Source organism: Mesorhizobium australafricanum, assembly GCF_033977265.1.
GTDB lineage: Bacteria > Pseudomonadota > Alphaproteobacteria > Rhizobiales > Rhizobiaceae > Mesorhizobium > Mesorhizobium australafricanum.
Genome location: NZ_JAVIIT010000003.1, coordinates 361,823 through 378,990, shown reverse-complemented (window position 1 = coordinate 378,990; position 17,168 = coordinate 361,823). Strand labels below are relative to the sequence as shown.

General features: G+C 61.7%; 26 protein-coding genes. 16 read left to right on the top strand and 10 right to left on the bottom strand.

From position 1 onward, the window contains the following. Nucleotides 1-1,078 precede the first annotated feature (1,078 nt). Nucleotides 1,079-2,329 (top strand): trimethylamine methyltransferase family protein, encoded by a 1,251-nt coding sequence (locus RFM98_RS08720; protein ID WP_320308480.1) that lies wholly within the window; start codon nt 1,079-1,081, stop codon nt 2,327-2,329. A gap of 59 nt (nt 2,330-2,388) precedes the next feature. On the opposite strand, the gene RFM98_RS08715 is transcribed toward RFM98_RS08720, so the two are convergent. Next, the gene (locus RFM98_RS08715) at nt 2,389-2,592 is read right to left on the bottom strand and encodes a CsbD family protein (protein ID WP_140835913.1); all 204 of its coding nucleotides are present in this window, start codon (nt 2,590-2,592) and stop codon (nt 2,389-2,391) included. A gap of 640 nt (nt 2,593-3,232) precedes the next feature. Here RFM98_RS08715 and RFM98_RS08710 point away from each other — a divergent pair. Further along, nucleotides 3,233-3,676 (top strand): HD domain-containing protein, encoded by a 444-nt coding sequence (locus RFM98_RS08710; RefSeq protein WP_320308479.1) that lies wholly within the window; start codon nt 3,233-3,235, stop codon nt 3,674-3,676. 23 nt (nt 3,677-3,699) lie between these two features. Here RFM98_RS08710 and RFM98_RS08705 read toward each other — a convergent pair whose 3' ends face one another. Further along, nucleotides 3,700-4,032, bottom strand: coding sequence for a hypothetical protein (locus RFM98_RS08705; protein ID WP_320308478.1), 333 nt, complete (start codon nt 4,030-4,032; stop codon nt 3,700-3,702). A gap of 270 nt (nt 4,033-4,302) precedes the next feature. Here RFM98_RS08705 and RFM98_RS08700 point away from each other — a divergent pair, with 270 nt between their 5' ends. From RFM98_RS08700 to RFM98_RS08685, 4 genes are all read left to right on the top strand, one after another. Further along, nucleotides 4,303-4,548 carry a hypothetical protein gene (locus tag RFM98_RS08700; RefSeq protein ID WP_320308477.1) on the top strand — a complete coding sequence of 82 codons (246 nt, stop codon included), beginning with the start codon at nt 4,303-4,305 and terminating at the stop codon, nt 4,546-4,548. Between the two features lie 60 nt (nt 4,549-4,608). Beyond that, nucleotides 4,609-5,682 carry a sensor histidine kinase gene (locus tag RFM98_RS08695; protein ID WP_320308476.1) on the top strand — a complete coding sequence of 358 codons (1,074 nt, stop codon included), beginning with the start codon at nt 4,609-4,611 and terminating at the stop codon, nt 5,680-5,682. 124 nt (nt 5,683-5,806) lie between these two features. Then, nucleotides 5,807-6,166: an SPW repeat protein gene (locus tag RFM98_RS08690; protein ID WP_320308475.1), complete on the top strand. Its 360-nt coding sequence runs from the start codon at nt 5,807-5,809 to the stop codon at nt 6,164-6,166. 145 nt (nt 6,167-6,311) lie between these two features. Next, nucleotides 6,312-6,485 carry a hypothetical protein gene (locus RFM98_RS08685; protein WP_320308474.1) on the top strand — a complete coding sequence of 58 codons (174 nt, stop codon included), beginning with the start codon at nt 6,312-6,314 and terminating at the stop codon, nt 6,483-6,485. A gap of 7 nt (nt 6,486-6,492) precedes the next feature. Here RFM98_RS08685 and RFM98_RS31360 read toward each other — a convergent pair whose 3' ends face one another. Together RFM98_RS31360 and RFM98_RS08680 are read right to left on the bottom strand one after the other, a co-directional pair. Then, nucleotides 6,493-6,597 carry a BrnA antitoxin family protein gene (locus tag RFM98_RS31360; protein WP_430682272.1) on the bottom strand — a complete coding sequence of 35 codons (105 nt, stop codon included), beginning with the start codon at nt 6,595-6,597 and terminating at the stop codon, nt 6,493-6,495. Continuing rightward, the gene (locus RFM98_RS08680; RefSeq protein ID WP_320308473.1) at nt 6,581-7,051 is read right to left on the bottom strand and encodes an Lrp/AsnC family transcriptional regulator; all 471 of its coding nucleotides are present in this window, start codon (nt 7,049-7,051) and stop codon (nt 6,581-6,583) included. The genes RFM98_RS31360 and RFM98_RS08680 overlap by 17 nt, the downstream gene beginning before the upstream one ends. Nucleotides 7,052-7,194: 143 nt before the next feature. Here RFM98_RS08680 and RFM98_RS08675 point away from each other — a divergent pair, with 143 nt between their 5' ends. Together RFM98_RS08675 and RFM98_RS08670 are read left to right on the top strand one after the other, a co-directional pair. Continuing rightward, nucleotides 7,195-7,950, top strand: a complete 756-nt coding sequence (locus RFM98_RS08675) for a tryptophan 2,3-dioxygenase family protein (protein ID WP_320308472.1) — start codon at nt 7,195-7,197, stop codon at nt 7,948-7,950. A gap of 133 nt (nt 7,951-8,083) precedes the next feature. Continuing rightward, a complete protein-coding gene (locus RFM98_RS08670; protein ID WP_320308585.1) occupies nt 8,084-8,506 on the top strand; it encodes a DoxX family protein in 423 nt (140 codons plus the stop codon). A 95-nt stretch (nt 8,507-8,601) separates the two neighbouring features. Here the strand turns inward: RFM98_RS08670 and RFM98_RS08665 are convergent, their stop codons facing one another. The 4 genes from RFM98_RS08665 to RFM98_RS08650 form a co-directional block, all read right to left on the bottom strand. Next, nucleotides 8,602-8,907: a hypothetical protein gene (locus RFM98_RS08665; protein WP_320216197.1), complete on the bottom strand. Its 306-nt coding sequence runs from the start codon at nt 8,905-8,907 to the stop codon at nt 8,602-8,604. Between the two features lie 74 nt (nt 8,908-8,981). Next, entirely contained in the window at nt 8,982-9,236 is a 255-nt protein-coding gene (locus RFM98_RS08660) for a hypothetical protein (protein ID WP_320308471.1), read from the bottom strand. A 251-nt stretch (nt 9,237-9,487) separates the two neighbouring features. Continuing rightward, a complete protein-coding gene (locus RFM98_RS08655; RefSeq protein ID WP_320308470.1) occupies nt 9,488-9,973 on the bottom strand; it encodes a hypothetical protein in 486 nt (161 codons plus the stop codon). A gap of 167 nt (nt 9,974-10,140) precedes the next feature. Then, nucleotides 10,141-10,458 carry a hypothetical protein gene (locus tag RFM98_RS08650; protein ID WP_320308469.1) on the bottom strand — a complete coding sequence of 106 codons (318 nt, stop codon included), beginning with the start codon at nt 10,456-10,458 and terminating at the stop codon, nt 10,141-10,143. A 621-nt stretch (nt 10,459-11,079) separates the two neighbouring features. Between RFM98_RS08650 and RFM98_RS08645 the strand changes: the two genes are divergently transcribed. The 3 genes from RFM98_RS08645 to RFM98_RS08635 are packed head-to-tail and all read left to right on the top strand — an operon-like array spanning nt 11,080 to nt 12,143. Then, nucleotides 11,080-11,235, top strand: coding sequence for a hypothetical protein (locus RFM98_RS08645; protein ID WP_320308468.1), 156 nt, complete (start codon nt 11,080-11,082; stop codon nt 11,233-11,235). 54 nt (nt 11,236-11,289) lie between these two features. Then, the gene (locus RFM98_RS08640; protein WP_320308467.1) at nt 11,290-11,676 is read left to right on the top strand and encodes a hypothetical protein; all 387 of its coding nucleotides are present in this window, start codon (nt 11,290-11,292) and stop codon (nt 11,674-11,676) included. Then, nucleotides 11,673-12,143, top strand: a complete 471-nt coding sequence (locus RFM98_RS08635; RefSeq protein WP_320308466.1) for a hypothetical protein — start codon at nt 11,673-11,675, stop codon at nt 12,141-12,143. Before RFM98_RS08640 ends, RFM98_RS08635 begins: the two co-directional genes overlap by 4 nt. A 248-nt stretch (nt 12,144-12,391) precedes the next feature. Here the strand turns inward: RFM98_RS08635 and RFM98_RS08630 are convergent, their stop codons facing one another. Continuing rightward, a complete protein-coding gene (locus tag RFM98_RS08630) occupies nt 12,392-13,354 on the bottom strand; it encodes an IS1595 family transposase (protein ID WP_320308465.1) in 963 nt (320 codons plus the stop codon). 264 nt (nt 13,355-13,618) lie between these two features. Here RFM98_RS08630 and RFM98_RS08625 point away from each other — a divergent pair, with 264 nt between their 5' ends. From RFM98_RS08625 to msrA, 5 genes are all read left to right on the top strand, one after another. Beyond that, nucleotides 13,619-13,975: a hypothetical protein gene (locus RFM98_RS08625; protein WP_320308464.1), complete on the top strand. Its 357-nt coding sequence runs from the start codon at nt 13,619-13,621 to the stop codon at nt 13,973-13,975. Beyond that, complete coding sequence (locus RFM98_RS08620; protein ID WP_320308463.1) at nt 13,968-14,378, top strand: hypothetical protein; 411 nt, start codon at nt 13,968-13,970, stop codon at nt 14,376-14,378. Before RFM98_RS08625 ends, RFM98_RS08620 begins: the two co-directional genes overlap by 8 nt. Continuing rightward, complete coding sequence (locus tag RFM98_RS08615) at nt 14,326-15,012, top strand: terminase large subunit domain-containing protein (RefSeq protein WP_320308462.1); 687 nt, start codon at nt 14,326-14,328, stop codon at nt 15,010-15,012. The genes RFM98_RS08620 and RFM98_RS08615 overlap by 53 nt, the downstream gene beginning before the upstream one ends. A gap of 289 nt (nt 15,013-15,301) precedes the next feature. After that, nucleotides 15,302-15,655, top strand: a complete 354-nt coding sequence (locus tag RFM98_RS08610) for a hypothetical protein (RefSeq protein WP_320308461.1) — start codon at nt 15,302-15,304, stop codon at nt 15,653-15,655. Between the two features lie 428 nt (nt 15,656-16,083). After that, entirely contained in the window at nt 16,084-16,605 is a 522-nt protein-coding gene (gene msrA / locus RFM98_RS08605) for a peptide-methionine (S)-S-oxide reductase MsrA (RefSeq protein WP_320308460.1), read from the top strand. A gap of 305 nt (nt 16,606-16,910) precedes the next feature. Here the strand turns inward: msrA and RFM98_RS08600 are convergent, their stop codons facing one another. After that, complete coding sequence (locus RFM98_RS08600; protein ID WP_320216188.1) at nt 16,911-17,105, bottom strand: hypothetical protein; 195 nt, start codon at nt 17,103-17,105, stop codon at nt 16,911-16,913. Nucleotides 17,106-17,168: the final 63 nt, after the last annotated feature.

Here is a 17,168-nt window from a genome sequence, read left to right as displayed (position 1 = left end):
AGCCAGGGCGAAGAGCCAGCGCCGCGCGCTACTTCTGGCAGGCCGCAAGAGCAGCGGCCGTCCAGCCGGATGTTTCGGGCGTCACCGGAAGCCGAGGAAGCTGAGTATGGCAAGGACAATGACGATTGCTCCCACGAGCCAGATGATGTTGTTCATGTCTTCTCTCCCAATATCGGAGCACGCTCGCGCCGTCTTCGGCGGAGTCCATTTCGAAGTTACCTGTTGACGACGATGCGCTTGTTGCGCCTCTCGCTTTCGACCAACGGGAGCGAATGACTTACGTTCCGGGCATGGGCCCACGGTCTCGCGTGCCCCGGACCGAAGTCGTAACGGAACTTCCCCCTCTCTTGGCGATCGGCTTGAGCCCAGGCTGTCAATGATTTTTGCGATCGTTGGGAGGACCGCCGCCGCCGTTCGTTCGCGCCAGCTTGTCGAGCAGGCTTCGAAGGCGCTCGGAAAGTTGACGGTCTATCCGGAAAAGCGGCCACGTGCGTAAATGCCGCCTCATTGTCTCATTGGAAAAATGCCGTCTCAGCAAACCGGCAAGCACTTCCTTATGACGTCGATCCTGGGCCATTTTTCACGCACATCCTGACCACTGCGAAACACGATGCGCTTGGACTTGTTCCGGCGAGCAATCGTGATTGTTACCTCCTGGCTGCCGGGAGCTAGGGTTCTCGACGTCGTTTGCAGCAGACAAGGCCAGCGGGCGCTTGGAAGAGAAGACCACGCTGTCGCCCGTTTCAGACGGAGGAGAGCAATGGCCTTTTCCCTGTTCTCGACCCCGAGGACCTGACCCTTCTCACTGCGGTCATCGACGAGTACTGCCAGGCTTTTCACGTCAAGGCCGATAGTGAGAGCGCCTGACCGAAAAATAAACAAACCCGCAATTGAGCTGCGCCATCCTGGAGGTCCGTCATGGCGACGGCCGTCGGAAGATCTCCATCGACAAGAGCCATGCCGTTCCTTTCTGGAAGCGACGCAAGGTGGCGCGCCAGGAGCGTCGCGACGGCAAGCCGAATCCGGATAATCCGGCATGCCGGCGCCATCGAACCTGTTGCGCCGGCCGAGGGATTGCATGTCTGCTTCATCAGCCCCTGAACATCGCGAGGCGGCGGACTTCATCGCGTCGGGCTATCGTCCCGAGCGCGACGAGGCCGGGCTGGAGGCGATCGAGAAGGCGGCCGACAGGGTGCTCGAGGAAACCGGCATCCGCTTCCTGGACGATCCGGAAACCCTCGACATGCTGAAGCAGGCGGGTGGCTTGGCAGCCGGCGATATCGTGCGGCTGGACGGGGCTGAATTGCGGCGCATCGTGCGCCGGCATGCGCCGGCGAAATTCCTGCTGCGCGGCAGGAACCCGGCGCGGGACACGACGGTCGGCGCGGGCGCGGCGCCCGTCTTCGCGCCGATCTACGGCGCGCCCAATGTCGTGCTCGACGACGCAACGAGAGTGGCCGGCGGCCGGCAGATCTATGGCGAGCTCGTCGCCGCCGCGCATGCCGCCCCTGGCTTGTCCAACACAGGGCAGGTGATCTGCGTCATGGAGGACGTCGCCGAGGACGGGCGACCGCTCGAGATGCTGCTTGCGCATCTCATCCATTCCGACAAACCGTTCATGGGCAGCATCGCTTCGCCGGCGGCCGCCGGGGCGGTGATCGACCTGACCGCCGCCGCGGTCGGCAGGCCGGCGCTTGCCGGCGAATGCAATCTCGTCCACCTGATCAACGCCACGCCGCCGCTCACCTATTGGCCGAACCCGTTGAAGTGCCTGCGGGCGATCGCGCTGAAGGGCGAGGCGAGCATGGTCTCGTCCTACATGATGATGGGCGCGACGGCGCCCGTCACCGTGGCCGGCGCGCTTATCCAGGGTTATGCCGAGGTGCTGGCCGGCCTTGCGCTGGCGCAGCTCTGGCGTCCGGGCGCGCCGGCGGTGATGGGTATCCTTGGTTATCCGTTCGACATGCGCCGGATGCTTCCGAACTTTGGCGATCCGGCCTCGCAGCTCGTCCAGTTCCACGCCGCCGGGCTCGGCAGGCGGCTCGGTGTGCCCGTGCGGGGCGATGGCGCCATCACCTCGGCCAAGATCGACGATGCGCAATCCGGCGCCGAAGGGGGCAGGGTGGTTTCGGCGGCATTGGCCTCGGGCGCGCATTTCATCCTCCATGCCGCCGGCTGGCTGGAGCAGGGCCGCACGGTGTCGCTCGCAAAATTCCGCCGCGACGCCGAGGCGCTGGCGGAACTCGGCCACGGCATGCCGGCCGAGCCGCCCACACCGCTCGATCGGCGGATCGAGAGGGAGATACGCGGCCGCCTTGAGCGGCCTTGACCGGCTCACGAAAATGGGCGCTGCCGCGCGGCAACGCCCATCGTTTTCGGGAGCAATCGCTACCAGCGTTGCATGCTGTACCAGTCGTCGATGTCGCGGCGCACGCGATCCTTCTCCAAGCCGTAGCGTTCCTGGATCTTGCCTTCGAGCTGGTCACGTTTGCCCGCGATGCGGTCGAGGTCGTCGTCGGTGAGCTTGCCCCACTGTTCCTTGACCTTGCCCTTCATCTGCTTCCAATTGCCTTCGACGCGGTTCCAATCCATTGCCGGACCTCCTGTTTGGATATGCAGGGCTAACGGCAACGCGGTCGCGAGGTTCCTGCCGAAAAGCTTTTCTCCGGCGGGCGATGTCGGTCGAATGCGTTTCGCCGTTTCACGGAAACGGCGAACCGCCCTACCTCCTTGTTTCGGCGCAATTCCGGACGGAAAACCGCTCACACTTTTCCTGGAATTGCTCTAAAGCGCGTCGCGCGGAAACGGATTCAGGCGACGCGCTTTAAGTCCTTGTTTTATGCATGTCGTTGTCCCAGAACCGCGTACACTTCTGGGCGACATGCATTGGGCCCGATGGCCTGGCGAGGCTTCATTTGCCCGTCATGATGACCCGTCAAATTAGCCGGTGCTGAACGAGTGACCCTCCGGTCGGCTTGAATGTTCCCAAGACCTCTCTGCCCGGCTTGCGGCCGGGCTTCTTTTTTAGCTGAACCTGTCGGTGCTGCGTCCTCAAAAATCCCGGGGCGACGGGAACATTCTCCCAATGCCGGTGTTCTTGAAGGCAGGAGTGGCGCGCAGCCCCGCTCCCCCGCGAAAGGCGCGCCGTCAGACCGGGGTTCAACCCCGAGCTAGCCCGCTTCGGCCGTCCCTCGCCGGGGCGGGCTTTATTGCGACGAGATCGGAAGGGATCATGCTTCACGAAGCAGCACAGATTGCCGCTGATGCCCATCGCGGTCAGAAGGACAAGACGGGGCGGCCCTACATCGAACATCTGAGACGTGTCGCCGATTCGGTCGAAACGCTGGACGAAAAGACCGTCGCCTACCTGCATGATGTTGTCGAGAAAGGCGAGGGTTGGAGCCTCGACCGCCTGCATGGCGCCGGCTTCGGCCTGGTGGTGGTGGCGGCGGTCGACGCGCTGACGAGGCGGATGGACGAGAGTGAGGAGGGCTTCCTCTGGCGCGCCGCCTCGAACGAGCTTGCCTTGCCGGTGAAGATAGCCGATCTGCGCGACAATCTCTGGCAGGCGCATCAGGCTGGTGTCGATCCGAACCGGTATGAAACGGGGCTCGGCATTCTGGGCGAGCTGGCCACCAGGGCTGACCGGTCCTTTCGAAGCCCACATGCGCTTTGAGGCAAAATCGTCGGCCGCGCCGGCTATTTTTCGAGTTGCAGCAGATCGACCGGCACGTCGGGCGGCGAGCGTTGCCGCAGCGCCTTTTCGAGGTCGTTGCGGTTGTCGGGGCCCAGGACCTCGGGCAGGTCGAGTGCCGTCAGGGCATGATCGTCGAACTCGATGGGGGCTCCGTAGAGCTGCGAGACCTCCATCACCAGGTTTTCAATGTCCTCACGGGCGATATTCTCGGCAAGGTTCCTGAGCCTGATCTCTTCCGACAGCCTAATGATGTTGATGATGCCGTTGATCCGCAGGGCCTCCTGGACCTTGCAGTGGGCATCATCGCGCAGCCGATTGGAAAATCCTCGTAACATTGGAAATGCCTCCTTTCTTGGAGGTTATCCCTCTGCCAGCCACCATGCGCCCGGGATTTACGAATGACAACACACAAATGTTAAAAGACTTAAATAAATCAATGAGTTAGCATAGTACGACAAATGTGGTTTCGAGATATCCTTGGTATCGTTAGCTTGAGCCACCTTTCAGAGCTTAAGCATTCTTGACGCCCTATGAGGTAAACCCTACTTTTACTCATATTGAGACACTTACTCATTCGTGGCGCTGGTTGTCTGAGGGAGGCGGGCTTGGCTGAGCTGGAAAGGCCGCAAAGGCTGCAAATCATGCTTACCGACGAGGAGTTGGGGGCGTTGGAAAACTGGCGTTTCGAGAGGCGAATGCCGAGCCGCTCGGCCGCGGTGCGCGAATTGTTGCGCCGCGGGCTTGCGTCGGATGGCTTTCTAACCGCCGACGCTGGCGTGAAGTCACAGGATTTCGGCATCATATCGCCGGCCAAGAAGGCCGACGCTGGCTCCAGCAACTCGAAGCCGTGAGCAGATGCGATCCGACCCTCGACACGTTGCCCTGATTTGCGTCGGCCCTAATTAATGTCCATGGCCAGTTCCGGGGGGACCTTTCGACAGAACGCGAATGCCGACGCGCGCCTCGCGGCAATCGTCGACTCTTCCTATGACGCCATCATCGGCAAGGATCTGAACAGCATCATCACCGATTGGAATCGCGCGGCCGAGCGCATGTTTGGCTACAGCGCCGAGGAGGCCATAGGCCAGCCGATCCTGATGCTGATCCCCGAGCATATGCAGGACGAGGAAGTTGAGATCATCGCCAAGATCCGCGCGGGGGAGCGAATCCCCAGCTTCGAGACCGCCCGAAGGCGCAAGGACGGATCGCTGGTCGCCGTTTCGCTGACCATATCGCCGATCAAGAACAGCGCCGGCGAGATCGTCGGCGCCTCCAAGATCGCCCGCGACATCAGCGCTGCCAAGGAAAGCGAGCGCCGCATCCGGCTCTTGATGCGCGAGGTCAACCACCGCGTGAAGAACCAGTTCGCGGTGATCCTGTCGATGGTCAGGGAAACCAGCAAGCGCTCGACCGACCCAGGCGAGTTCGAGGAACTGATCCGCGCCCGTATCATGGCGCTGTCACGCTCGCACGACCTTCTGGTCACCTCGGAATGGGCCGGCGCCAGCCTGTTCGATCTCGTCCAGGAGCATCTTAAGCCCTTCGGCCATGAGGAGCGCATCTCGCTTTCCGGGCCGCTGCTGACGCTGCAGTCGAATGCCGTGCAGAATCTCGGCATGGCCTTCCATGAGCTCGGCACCAACTCCTCCAAATATGGCGCGTTGGCGGCCGAGGGCGGCCGTATCGAAATCACCTGGAAGGTCGAGGCCGGCCCGGATGCGCAGCGGCGCTTTCGTCTTCTCTGGCACGAGACATCCAGTGCGCCAGCCGTCGGAGCTCAACAGAAGATGACCGAGCGCAAGGGTTTTGGCGAGCGCAAGGGTTTTGGCACAGTGGTGCTGCAGCGGGTGGCGCCGCAGTCGCTGAGCGGTTCTTCCAGCCTCGAACGCTCGCCCGGCAGCGTGAAATGGGAGCTCGACGCGCCGCTCGAGGCAATCGTCGTGCCGCAGCTCGGCGCCGAGGACGGAAGCGATTTCAATGGGTAAGGCGCCCGCGCGGCCGGCTCCTCCCTTGCAGGTCCGTAAAAATGTATTACATCAAGTAACAGAGCGTGCCTGATTGCACGCCAAATGCAGTTGCTTTGGTCAAGCTTCATCGATGGAGGTTGTCATGGCAAGCAAACTGATGGAAGAACGGAAGAGCAAGGACTGGGTTACCCTGGTTCTCGCGATCTGCCTGTTCATCTCTCCCTGGGTCATCGGATTCACCGCGGCAATGGTGCCCGCGTGGAACGCCTGGATTGTCGGCGTTCTGCTCGGTGCTCTGGCCTTGGCGACGCTTTCGATGTTCGCTGAATGGGAGGAATGGGTAAATCTCGTCCTCGGGCTTTGGCTGATCGTCTCGCCCTGGCTGCTGCAATTCGCGGCTGACAGGAACGTAATGCTCACGCACGTCATCCTCGGCGTGCTCGTGATCGCGGCGTCGGCCTGGGCCGTCTGGGACGTTCGCCACCCGCACGCGCATGCGTAAGCGGTGAAAGACCGGGAGCCCGCCGCGCAAGCGGCGAGCTCCTTTCGACTTTGACATCTGGGCACGGGGCTGAACGGCGATTGCGGCGTGTTCACGCAATTGCTGCAACCGGAAACGATTTGGTGCATTCTCAGGAATGGCCCCGATGCTCCACCCCGACACTCCCGCCAAATGCTGCTCCTATTGCGGCGGCCGCGATCATGATTTCGAGGAGTGCCCCAAGCGCAAGGCCGATGCGGAGAAGGAAGAGGCGGCGCGGGTGGCCGAGCCCGCCGATGCGGACCCGGCTCAACAGACCCGTCAGTCCGACCAGACCTGATCGCAGTTCAGTGAAGGGAGCGCTTCAGCTTCGCCGCCTTGCGCAGGTCGTCATTCATCCGCGTCTGCCAGCCTGGCCCTTTCTGGCGCGCATACCTACCCGCGCAGCGCACGCCCCGCCGCCTCGGCAAACGAGATGTCGCCCTTGATCTCGCGCATGGCCATCGAGGTGACGGTGCGGCGCACGCCGGGCAAGCGACTGAGTTCCTCGCGCAGCATCCGGTCGAGCGCCATCATATCGACGGTGACGATCTGCAGGAGATAATCGGCTTCGCCCGTGGTGGCATAGCAGCGGCGGATCAGCGGATGCTTCTTCACCGCCGCCTCGAAGGCGTCCGACACCTCGAAGTCGATCGACACCTGGATAAAGGCCTCGATGCCGAAGCCGATCCTGGCCGGGTCGATGCGGGTCGAATATCCACGGATGATTCCGGCCTCCTCCAGCGCCTTCACCCGCTTCCAGCACGGCGTCTTGCTCAAGCCGACTTCCGCGGCCAGCTCGGCGAAGGAGACCCGCGCGTCGCGCTCGAGCGCGGCCACTATTCTGCGGTCGAGAGCATCCAGCATCGTTCGTTCTCCAATTTGGCAAAGAAGGCTGATAGTCGTCCCTCATTTAATGCCATTTGGATAACAGAAAGGAACAATGTTCAAGCCGCAAGCGCTATCCTTGTCGAAAGGTTGAAAACCATGCCCGCGCGAGGAGATGAGCCATGGACAAGACGGACTACCACGCCCGCATCGAGGCGCCCGAAATGCGCGACTACGGCGTCTATCTAAAATGCGATCGGCTGCTCGCCTGCCAGAAGCCGCTCTCCGAGATGGTGAATGCCGACGAGTTGCAGTTCCAGATCGTGCATCAGGTCGAGGAGCTCTGGATGAAGCTCATCGCCTATACGCTGGTCGACGTGCTCGATTACCTGGAAAAACATGACACGCACCGCATCGTCACGCTGATGGGCCGCGTGCACCGGCTGATGCGCATGATGACGGCGCAGCTCGATCTCCTGGAAACCATGTCGCCCAAGGAATACCAGCAGATCCGCCTGCAGCTCGGCAATGGCAGCGGCCAGGAATCGCCGGGCTTCAAGCTGTTGCTGCGCCTGCCGCCGGATCTTTGGCGGGCCTTCAAGCATGCCTATCTCGACGGCCGCGGGCTGACCGTAGCGGATATCTATGACGAACATTACGACCACGGCGATTCCTATGTCGTGGCCGAGGCGCTGATCGAGTTCGACGAGCTGTTCCAGAAATTCCGCGCCAACCACCTTTATCTCATCCACCGCTCGATCGGCCTGGGCGCGAGGTCGCTGAAGGGCAGGCCGGTGGAGATCCTCGAAGGCGGCGCCCGCCACCGCTTCTTTCCCGAGCTCTGGGACATTCGCTGCGACATGACCGACCGCTGGGGCGCCGAATACGGCACCGTGCGCGATTCAATCAGCCATCCGCCACAGGTGAAGGTGGGGTAGGGCTCACCTTCTCCCACAACAAGGGGAGAAGGAAAGGTGCCAAGCCTCCGCCGAAACAAATTTCCTCACCCCTGTCGGAACCGCATCCCTTCGCCCGTCCTTGGAGCATCAACAGAAGCAATCCGGAGGGATAATCGTGGAAACGCAATCGACCTGGCAGACCGTTGCCATTCTCATCGCCCGGCTGATCTTCGCCGCCATGTTCGCGATGGGGGTGGCTTTCAAGCTCATGGATATGGGCGCCACCGCCGGCTACATCGCCGCCGCAGGCTTCCCGTTTCCGCTGTTTCTGGCCTGGTGCGCGGCGATCCTCGAAACGCTGTTGGTGATCGCCTTCCTCACCGGCGCTTTCCTGACCCCGGCGGCGCTGATCGGCGCGGTCTATGTCGTCTTCCTCGGCTTTGCCTTCCACGGCCCGTCGCACTGGGCCGCCAATCAGGACGAGTTCGGCGCCTTCATGTCGCATTTCCCTTTCGCCGCCGGCCTGCTCTACGCCGCCGTGCACGGCCCGGGCAGCGTGCTTGCCTTCAAGCAGGGGTGGCCGGGCAGGGCGTGAAGCTTTTTCCTTCTCTCCGTTCACGGGGAGAAGGTGCCCCGAAGGGGCGGATGAGGGGCAGCGCCGGCTCCAGGCAAGCCGCCTGCCATCATCACTCACATCTGGTCGTTATACGGCTCCTTCATCTGCCCGACCATGCGCGCCAGTTTCGAGAAGGACGGGATGTCCGCCTCGGGCTGGCACTGGTTGGCGAGTTCCAGGAGCCGGATCGGAAAATTGACGGCGTCGCGGCTCGACGCCGACATGCCGCCCGAGCGCTCCTCGTTGGTTTCGCTGGCCTCCGCCTTGCGCAGCGCGATGTCGATCTCCTCCACGCTCAGCACGCCTTTCTTGACGAGCACATGGTTGATTGCGGCGACGGCCATCAGCAGGCCTTCGAGCTGAAGATTGGCGACATTCATGGCGTTCCTCCCATTGACCTCGTCTCAAGAACGCATGAGGGCCGTTTCCGATCCGGGCGGGGAGCCTGGGCGGGTTACGCCTCCATCCACCGCTCGCCATATTCGCTCCAGAGCTGCCTGATCTCACGGCTGCCGAGCGGCGGCGTCTGGCGGTCGCCATAGGAGATGGCGGCGGCGCTGAGGTCGTACTGGCCCTCGGCCTGGGCGATGAAGCGGATCGCCTCGCCGAGCGGTCTCGAATGGAAGATCGGATCGGCCTGGCCTCGGCCAAGGCTGCGAACGCCCGAAATGCTTGCAGGCACATGCCGCATCCGAAAAACGGATGCCATGGCAGGTCTGTCCATGCCGCTCTCCGCGATTCCCTTGCGGAATGATCCCATAAGCCCCGGGTAATGACCAGCCCGGGACAACCGGCCACACCAACAGGGCGGGGACGGCACAACCTTGAAAGAAAAGGCGCGGCCTTGAAAAGGGAAGGCCGGGCGCAAACGGCCCGGCCTTCCTTCCGCCCGGCCGCCGCAAGGCAGCCTCCGCTTACCACCGTGAACGACCCCGGCCGGTGCGGCCGGGGACGGAAATCCTACCGGTGCCAGCGGCGAAGCCAGTCCGGATCGGGGTCGGAGTTTCTGGCGATCGCCATGCCGGCCAGCACGCCGACCAGGCCGCCGATCAGCATGGCCGTGGAGAAGGTGCCGGGGTTCTGCTGCACGGTTTCCGACACGCTCTGCGCCTGGCTGCGCAACTGCCTGGCCGCGCGGGAGGCGCGGTCCGACGCGCCGCTATAAAGGTTGGAAGCGCGGTCGGAGGCGCCGGAGTAGAGATTCGAGGCACGGTCGGCCGCGCTCTGGTACCAGTCATTCGCCGCCTCGGCTTGGTCGGACAATGCGCGATTGAGCCGGTTCACGTCGCGCTTCAGTTCCGCTATCTGCTTCTTCATAGCGCCGTCGGATGCCTTGGAAGTGCGCGCGCTGCTGCGCGACGCAGCGCTGCGGGTGCGAGCCGCGTTGGTTGCCGGCTTGCCGGTTCCATTGGCCGCGTTGCTGGTGGTGCTTTCGTTGTCTGCCATGGGTTTCTCCTTTTGCCCCTTGCAACGGCCGGGAAGCTGCATGGTTCCCGCCCGAAATGCTTAAGCGGCTGAGCAGGTTTGAGGCCGAGTGACGGGCGTGTTCACAAAACAACGGCCGCGGGAAAACCCGCGGCCGTTGCGCGACGAAACGATTGGACGAGTTACAACTACTTGCCGCAACTATTGTCGTTGACGTTCGGCTGCACCGTGCTGGCCGCGGTATTATTGGCGTCGCCCTGCGCGCCCTGCGGACTGTTCGGGCAGTTCTTGTCGGCGTTGGAGTTCATATCGCCGCCGGTGATGCTGCCGGTCGTCCCGGTATCGGGCGCTGCCTGGTCAGCCGGTGGGGTGGCCGGCGTCCTCGGATCGACGGTGATGGTCTGGCCGCTGCCGCCCGCGCCGTCGGTCGAGTTCGCTGTCTGGGCCATCGCCGCCGTGGCGAGGCCGATCGTCAGGGCCGAAGCTGCAAGAATCCTCGTAAGCATGATCTTCTCCTCTGTTGCGAGACGGTTCGTCTCTTGCAGGGTCTGTCGCGTTGCGACTAAGGGTGGAACCCACCGCACTGCGGTCGGTTCCGACAAAAATTTCGCCCGGCTTTTGTCCGATGGTTCAATCTATGGCTGTGGCGTGCGTGGCGTCTCGCCGCGGTGGCGGTGAGAAAGATAGGGAAATTTTCCTAATTATATACGTGACAAAGTAAGGCCGATTCGGCTATGAAATTGGGCGACAGGCCGGCGACCGACGAGACAGGGGACAATTTGTCCCGCCTATGCGTAAACTTGTTTACCGGATGTAACCGATTCGGTTACACCTTATGCCGGTGGAGGTGTCGGGGATCGAACCCGATATGCGGTGGTCGGAAATCAGCGCGCCGGGGCACCAGCCCCACACCCCCACTACGACCTACCCGGATGGTTCGGGTAGGAAGGCACCCGTAGCGGGTACGCCACCAGCGACGCCCGGTGGGCGGGAGTGTGAGAGCTTCGTGGGCCGCTCACTCCCCTCCATCGCGCTGGAGTGGTGAATTCCGGGCTGATTCGGTGGTTTCGACAAGGGCTCCAAGCGGCAAACCGCTGGTTTCGCACATTTTCTGGGGATAACTGGCAATGGCCAGCGAGAAACAGACCGAAAAGACACACGAAAAGCGCTTCAACGAGACGCTGAAGCGGATGCTGAAGACGCCACGCGCTGTGAGAGTGGGTGTTAAGCCTGATTCTCCTAAGCGCCCTAAAAGCAAGCCAAACAAGCGAGAATCGGCTTGAAAAGCGGCGCTAGCCATGTTTTACCGGTGCAAAATCTTACCTGAGTAAAGATCAATGGCCGATACGTCCAGCGATTCAAAGCCGGTTCGCATTGAAGCTTATTACCACAAAAGCAATTTTTTCCGCGTGATTCACGCTGACGGGGTGTTCGGAGGTGTTACTCCGCGCGCTGCTATTCACTGCGGTTTCTTCTCGGAGCGGTCAGCCATTCCACTTAGAACAGCTTTCGAAGTGATCAACGGGCAACCTGGGCAGGAAGAAATCATCGAATCCAAACCCGGCATCGTTCGAGAAATGGAAGCTGATGTTGTAATGGATTTAAACAGTGCTCTCGCATTTCATATTTGGATGGCCGAAAAGTTGGAAGTTCTACGCAAATCGCTAGGAATTTCTGACGAGGAGTGGGAAAAAACCGTAGCGTCGGTAGGCGTCTCCAAATGATTCTTTTCGACGATGAAGAATCTGAGAATGCCGCATCCGGTGAATGGTCGGTACCATTTACGCCATCCGACACTGCTAGTAGTAGGGCGACTCCATACCGAGACGTTTCGAAAAGTGCCTTTCGAATCGTTAAGGACAACCCGAGCGGCGGAGTGGTTGTCAAAAAGTTCAGATCCAAACAAGCGGCTGTAGCATACGCTATATCGCAGGATACAACGTCTACGCGTCGGCTTGTGTTCGAAGTTGCCCGTATCAAGAAGACCGTAACAGAGGCTAGCAAGCCGATGGCGACAGCTGCAATTGTAAACTATGGCATCGGAATGAAACTGGCTGCATTCTTTGCAGCGTTCCTGATAGCTATTGGGTTTGTGGCTGCTTTGATACCTGCTTTCCGCGATTTTGGAGTTTTGTTTCCGGCAGGGTTGCTGCTATTTTGGATCGTTGGGGCAATTGCTCGAAAAGGATAATCGGCCTTGGCGGCGTCTGTAGGGGACGGTCTAGTTGAGTTTGCTAAGCACGCGAAGGCGGTACCGCAAACCCTTCTATTTTTGAGCGGCATTCACGGGGGCACCTATGCGAGCCAATTCCCGCCCGAATTTGTCCGCTCAACTGGCTACATCTGCACAGCGGCAGTTGCCATAGGAATGGTCTTGTTGGTATTTGCCGCGATCAAGGCTACTGTTTTTCCTGCTCCCTAAGCCTTCGCGCTTTTTGCTTAGGCGATACTGGCTTCACCAATCCGCCGATAGGTCAGGCGCTTGCCTTCGATCTTGGCGAGCAACTGGTCATGGCGCTCGTTGTCGGTGATCTGGAGCGCAGCGCGGCGATTGTAACGGAAATCGAACTCGGCCAAGTAGCGGTGCAAATGGGCTTCGCCGCAATGCTGGTAGACGCCGACCATGCCGCGCTTGAAGACCGAAAAGACGTTCTCAATCGTGTTGGTGTGGACTTCGCCGCGCGCGTATTCCTTGGCCGAATGGTTGACTGTCTCATGCTTGGCGTACTCGTCGCCGGTCGTGGTGTAGAGACGGCTCTCGTCGGTGTAGAGCGTCGATTTACGATCGGCATTGCGGACCAGGATATCGCGCACGATGTCCTTGGTCGCGTGCTCGACATGGAAGGAACGGACGGAACCGCCGCGCTCGACAAGAGCGACAACGGTACGCTTCTGCGCAGCGCCGCCAGACTTGAGGAACGGACGGCCTTTGCGCTGCGGTGACATGTATGGAACGTCGCGCTTTCCGATGTAAGTTTCGTCGGCTTCGATGGTTTTGCCTTCGCCACCAAGCGGCCCGGCCGACTTCACGTCTTCGGCCATCGCTTCACGAATGCGGTGCGCCATGAACCAGGCCGTCTTGTAGGTAACGCCAAGCATGCGGTGGAGCTGGTGAGCGGACATGCCTTTCTTGGACGAAGACATGAGGAACGTCGCCAGAAGCCACTTGTTCAAGGCGATCTTGGAGCGCTCGAACACGGTGCCGACAGTGACGGTAAACTGTTCGCGGCATTCCATGCAGTTGTACAAGCCGGGACGATGAGCCTTGCCTTCCATCTTGGTAATGCGGTCGGCGCGAGCATTACCGCAATGCGGGCAATTTGGGCCAAGCGGCCAGCGCTGCGCCTCAAGGTGAATGCGGGCTGCTTCGGCGTCTTGGAAGATTGGGCTGTCGAGTTTCATGGCTATGCGCTCCCTGCCATCCTTTGTAGCAAAGTCCGCATACTTTGTCACGTATATAATTAGGGAAATTTTCCTATAAGCTATTGCCCGGTGAGGGCAGCCATGCTACTATTTTGTTCATGGTGCTGATTTGCGCTAACGACCCGCCGCCCGGCGGGTTTTGTTTTTTAGTCGCCAGCGCACACGCTGCCCTGAAAGGTCGCAGGACAGAGGGGGCGCGAAGGTGCGCTGCCTATCCATTCTATCTGCAACACCGAGGCCCGCATGCCACGCTACGCCACCATCATCATCGCCGATGACGGCGCCGAGATCGTCAGCGCCATCGGCGAGTTCGAGGGCGCGAGCTTGCCACGCCATAATGTCGAGCAGGTCGCGCCGGGCGTGCGCATCGGCATGGTGCGTGGCGGCCCTGTCGATGCCGTCGCCGGTTTCGGCTTTCCGCGGCCGGGTCTCGGCCCGTCGGCAGCCCGCGCCGCCACCGCGAAGCTAAAGGCAATGGCCGCGCCGGCCACGGTTGCCGGGCCCGCCAAGCCGGCCCGCGCCAAGCCCCGCAGGAAACCCGTGCGCAAGGTCCGCAAGTCGGCAAAAGCCGCGCCATCGGACGCGGCGGCCCATGGCTGACGAAAGCAGGCGCCGCGGCGGCGCGAAGCGGTCGAAGCCAGGGCGAAAGCCGACCGCTCCTCAAGTCGATGTCTCGATGTCCACCCGCCCGAAGCGCCCGCGAAAAACACTTGTCGACGACTTCGCGGCCGCGCTGCGCGCCGACTTCCGCGCCCATGGCGCAGGCGTCATTGCCGCGGTCAGGGCGGAAAAACCGGAACAGTATCTGAAGGTCGTGCTGACGATGCTGCCCAAGGATTTTTCGCAAAGTGTCGATGCCAATCAAAACAGTCTCGAGCAGTTGAGCGATGAGGAGATCCGTATCCGCATCCACCGCATCGAAGCGAACCTCCGGCCGCTCCTCGAAGGAGATGCTGACCTATCTGGCCCTGCTGGAGGAACTGGACCGCAGGCGTCGTCGTAATCGCCTCGCGGCCTACGCGCCTTACGAACGGCAGGCCGAATTTCACGCGGCAGGGGCGACGAACCGCGAGCGCCTGTTCATGGCCGGTAACCAGCTCGGCAAGACCAGGGCAGGGGGCGCGGAATGGGCCATGCACCTGACCGGCCGCTATCCCGGCTGGTGGCTGGGCAGAATGTTTCATCAGCCGGTGCGGCTCTGGGCCGCCGGCGTTACCGGCGAAGGCACGCGCGACAACCCGCAGCGCGTGCTCGTCGGCCCGCCGCAGCAGCAGGGCGAATGGGGCACCGGCATGATCCCCGCCGACGCGATCGCCGACACAGTGATGGGCCGCGGCGCGCCGGGTGCATTGGATAGCGTCGTCGTGCGCTGGGGCGGGGGCGGCGACATCCAGGCCGGCGAAAGCGTGCTCTCCTTCAAGTCCTACGAAAAGGGCCGCGAGAAATGGCAGGGCGAGACGCTGCACGGCGTCTGGTTCGACGAGGAACCGCCGCTCGACATCTATTCGGAGGGCCTCACCCGCACGAATGCCACCGATGGCATAACCATCGTCACCTTCACGCCGCTGCTCGGCATGAGCGATGTGGTGCTCAGGTTTTTGAGTGCGGAAGCGGTGGAGAGGATCGGGAAGACGTAGGTGACGGATCAATCTCCCCCCTTGCGGGGGAGATGCCCGGCAGGGCAGAGGGGGGTGCTGTCCCGCCGACCTGTCCAATGCTTCGAACAGCGTAGGGAACTGACCGACATGGCTGGCGATCCTTCACACCCCCTCTGGCCTGCGGGCCATCTTCCCCGCAAGGGGGGAGATCAGCAGCTTCGTCGACGGCGCTCCCTGCAATCTGAAACCGCGCCGAAACCATGATTTGCGATGCCGCTTTGGCTGCAACCGAAGGTCGAGTAGCTTCCGGCCGCGATCTGGAGCCAACATGCGGCCTGTACCGAACCTGCTTCTTGTCTGCGCGCTGCTTTCGGCCTGCACCGGCTCCAGCGGCGACTGGCGCGCTGACGCGATCGCTTCGGCCGAAGCCAGGATGCGCGGCCTGATCAACGATCCGGCGGCGACCTTCTCGCATGTCGACCTCACCGGCGACAGCGCGACCGGCCAGACCTGCGGCGTCATCAGAACCAAGGTCGGCATCTTCACCAAGGAAGCGCGCTTCATCGTCTATATCGACGGCGCCGGCCCCTATGTTGAACCGGGCCTTGGGCAATCGATGTCGCAGGCCGATTTCGACTGGGCCTGGAAAAACGACTGCGTCAACGAAGGCTACAAGGGCTGAGCGCACTTCCCTTCTCCCCTTGTGGGAGAAGTGGCCGCGAAGCGGCCGGATGAGGGGTGCTCCAGGGAACGCCAGCGTCCCGCTCCGCTGGAGTACCCCTCATCCGTCTCGGCGCTGCGCGCCGATCCACCTTCTCCCACAGGGGGAGAAGGGAAAGGTTTGCCATGTCCCGACACGTCACCTCCATGACCATCGACGATGCCGGGCATTATTCGCCTGAGCAGCGCGCCGAGATCGTTGCAGCCTCTCGGACATCGTGTTTGAGGTGGTGGTGCGGCGGTTCAGACAGACGCCGGATTCCTGATCGTTTCCCGAAACATCGATGTCATCGCGAAGAGCTATTCCCCGGGCCTTGCCGGCAGTGCCCGAGCCGCTGGAAGAATCCGGCCAGAGCTCCTATCTATGGAGCAATCCAAAGGAGGTGTGACATGGCTTCTTCCACCGAGCGCGCGGTGCTTGCCGGCGGCTGCTTCTGGGGCATGCAGGATCTGGTCCGACGCTTGCCCGGCGTTGTTTCAACGCGAGTCGGCTACAGCGGCGGCGACGTTCCCAACGCCACCTACCGTAACCACGGCACCCACGCCGAAGCGATCGAGATCGTCTTCGACCCGGCCAGGACCAGTTTCCGCGCGCTGCTCGAATTCTTCTTCCAGATCCACGATCCGACGACGAGGAACCGCCAGGGCAACGATGTCGGCGCGAGCTATCGCTCGGCTATTTTCTACACCAGCGATGAGCAGAAGCGGATCGCCGAAGACACGATCGCCGACGTCGACGCGTCCGGCCTGTGGCCCGGCAAGGTCGTCACCGAGCTCGCTCCGGTCGGCCCCTTCTGGGAAGCCGAGCCCGAGCACCAGGACTATCTCGAGCGCTATCCCAACGGCTACACCTGCCATTTCGCGCGGCCCGGGTGGAAGCTTCCGGTCCGCCAAAAAGCTGCCGCGTCATAGACCTGCGGCGGGGCTGTTGGACATGGCCCCGTTACTTGAAAAAAGCCCGCCATGCCGAAAGGCATGGCGGGCTTTTTTTGCGTTCCGGCGCAGTCCGATGGCTGGATCGGTTCATCGTTCACGGAAACGACGAACCACTCTAACTATTTGTTTTGACACAATTCCGCACTGAAATCTGTGACGCGCTCGTCCTGGAATTGCTTAAAGTGCGTTGCGCTGAAGCAGATTCAGGCGACGCACTTTAAGTCCTTGTTTTTATGCATGTCGTTGTCCCGTACACTTCTGGGCGACATGCATTGGGCGGCTCAGCCCTTGGCGCGGCGGGCTTCGGGTTCGTGGCTGCCGATCCAGTGGGCGCGGATACGGTCGCTGGCCTCGAGATAGGCCATGTCGATAAGATAGGTCAGGAGCTTTTCGCCATCGGCTTCCGCCTTCTGGCGAAGCTCTCGCAAGATCCCCTGCGCGAACTGCAGGTTTTCCATTTTGCTAGGCTGGTCCATGGGTGCCCCCCAAAAGTCTGCGCGATAAGATTGGCTCACTATGCTTGTATGAAGGTTGTGATC